Source organism: Cellulomonas sp. (assembly GCF_017744555.1).
Classification (GTDB): domain Bacteria; phylum Actinomycetota; class Actinomycetes; order Actinomycetales; family Cellulomonadaceae; genus Cellulomonas.
The window spans coordinates 1-2,153 of sequence record NZ_JAGIBD010000084.1; the positions used below are offsets into that span (position 1 = coordinate 1).

The window sequence follows — 2,153 nt, forward strand, 5'->3', positions numbered from 1 at the left end:
ATCGCGCCCCTGGTCGCGTCGCTCGGCGGCGAGGTCGTCAGCGGCCCCGAGGACACGCCCTACGGGCGCGTGCTGCTGGTCCGCGGGCCGGCCGGCGAGGTCCTCGCGCTGGTCGAGCAGCTGGACGACGCGACCGCCTGACGCTCGCCCCGCCCGCCGACGCGGCCGGCGCGCCGCCGACCAGGTGCGCCCGCGTGGTCCGTGCAAGTCCGACGGCCGTGCCGTCGCGTGCTGCACCGTGCGGGCCCGGCGCTCGGGTGAACCTGTGGAAAACGCCCACGGGGACCCTCCCGCCCTGGCTACCGTCACCGCCGTCGAAACGAGTCGTCGCGCGGGAGACCGCCGGCCGGACGAAGGACGGGACCAGTCGCGTCTGTGAACCGCGAGCGTCGCATCGCCGCCGTGGGGTGGGCCGCCACCGAGGAATGGGCCGTGTGGACCGTCGGGGAGGCCGCGGACCAGGCCGAGCAGCTGGCCGCGGCGAGAGTCAGCGACCCCGTCGCCGCCCGCGCCGCCGCGGCGGGCATGCGTGCGCTCGACCAGCACGCGCTCACCCAGGCGGGGACGTGGTCGCTCGGCGTCTGGTTGCCGGACCCGTACTCCGGCAGGGCAGCGGCCACCGTCCTCGTGCGGACCGTGGCCCCGGACGGGCCCCGGCGCCTGACGTTGGACGAGCTGCACGAGTGGGCCGGGAAACCACCGCGCGCCCGAGGCGTGCGGATCACCGACTGCGCCGCCGGGACGGGGGAGCTTGCTGTCGGGCCGGCGGTCCTGCAGATGGTGGAGATGGTCCCACGCTTCTCACGACGCATCACGACGCAGCTGAACTGGTTCGTGCTGCCACCGGGGACGAGCGACACCGTGCTCTGCCAGTTCGAGACAGAGCATCCCGACCTCGTGGCCGCTCTGGGGGTCGAGAGCAACGTCGTGACCGACAACCTCGTCATCACCCTGGAGGACGCGTGATCCTGCCGCTGGTCGTCCCCGTCCCGGACCTGCCGCCGGAGCCCGAGCGCATGACGTTCTCCTCGCCGTTCGCCATCGCCCTCGGCGTGCTCGGCCTGATCGTCGCGACGGTCTTCGTCGTGCGCGTCATCCGCGTCGAGTTCGGGCACCCGCAGACCCTCCGTTCGCTGCGCACCAGCCTCCTGCTCTGCGCACTCTTCGTCACGCTCATCGGGGGGATGGTCATCGTCGACACCGCCCAACGACGAGCACGCGACCACCAGATCAGGTCGTGGGGCGACCTGGAGTACGCCACGGTCGTCACGACCGTCGCGGAGATCGAGGACGCCTACGGCATCACCTTGACCCAGAATCCACCGTTCGTGCCTGTTGTTCCGCGGGACTGGCCCAGTGAGCAGCCCGTCACCCTCGCCGACGGCACCGCGACCACCTGCTGGTTCGCCACCACCGACGGCCACTACACCGTCACCTGCGGCGACACCGAGGACACCGCCGCACCCCTGGAGCCCCTGGACCCATGACCGACGACACCGCCACCACCGTGATCCCGCACGCGGGCATCGCGATGGTGCTCCCCCAGGACTGGTTCGTCGTCGAGCTCGTCGCCGAGGTCCGCAACGGTCGCCGCGGCCTGGTCCTGCAGCCCGACCACCTGGACGGCGACCCGCTGTTCCGCACGCCGTTCCCCCGCATGGCGCGCTCCGAGTTCCCGCCCGGGCGCGGCGTCGTCGTCGAGTCCGGGCGCATCCGACGCGTGCAGGTGCCCCTCCCCGACCCGGACGCGTGGCCGCTCACGCCCCGGCCCGACCACCACCTCCAAGGAGCCGGCCGATGAAGAACGACCGCTGGGGACTCGTGCTGGGAGCGGTCGGGGTCGTCGCCCTGTCGGTCGCGGCCTGGCGTCGCACGCTCACCCAGCCGAGCTCCGACCTGCCGCTGACGATCGTCGTCTCCGTCCTCGTGGTCGGCGCCGTCGTCGGGTTCGTGGCCCTCGGGGCACGGCGCGACGCCGCACGCCGTCGCGCCGCCGCGGCAGCCCGACCCGACTGGTCGACGTGGGCCGTGTGGTCGGACGCCGGCCTGGCCGGTGAGCTGCGGCGCCAGGGCTGGCACGTCGAGCGGCTGCGCCCGTCGGGCGGGTCCCGGCTCACGCTGGCATGGTCGGGCACGGGGGTCGAGCTCTGGCG

The 2,153-nt window shown here is 73.7% G+C and carries 4 protein-coding genes; all 4 read left to right on the forward strand.

The features are described 5' to 3' along the window. Window positions 1–375: 375 nt before the first annotated feature. Complete coding sequence (locus tag J7523_RS20135; protein ID WP_087509270.1) at window positions 376–966, forward strand: hypothetical protein; 591 nt, start codon at window positions 376–378, stop codon at window positions 964–966. Continuing rightward, complete coding sequence (locus tag J7523_RS20140; protein ID WP_291890542.1) at window positions 963–1,487, forward strand: hypothetical protein; 525 nt, start codon at window positions 963–965, stop codon at window positions 1,485–1,487. Before J7523_RS20135 ends, J7523_RS20140 begins: the two co-directional genes overlap by 4 nt. Then, entirely contained in the window at window positions 1,484–1,801 is a 318-nt protein-coding gene (locus J7523_RS20145; protein WP_291890544.1) for a hypothetical protein, read from the forward strand. The genes J7523_RS20140 and J7523_RS20145 overlap by 4 nt, the downstream gene beginning before the upstream one ends. After that, window positions 1,798–2,153 (forward strand): hypothetical protein (locus J7523_RS20150; protein ID WP_291890546.1); only part of this gene is annotated, 356 nt, incomplete at its 3' end. The genes J7523_RS20145 and J7523_RS20150, both read left to right, overlap by 4 nt.

Bases quoted from the DNA above. Each gene is read 5' to 3' on its own strand.
- J7523_RS20145 (WP_291890544.1), top strand. From the start codon at position 1,484: ATGACCGACGACACCGCCACCACCGTGATCCCGCACGCGGGCATCGCG.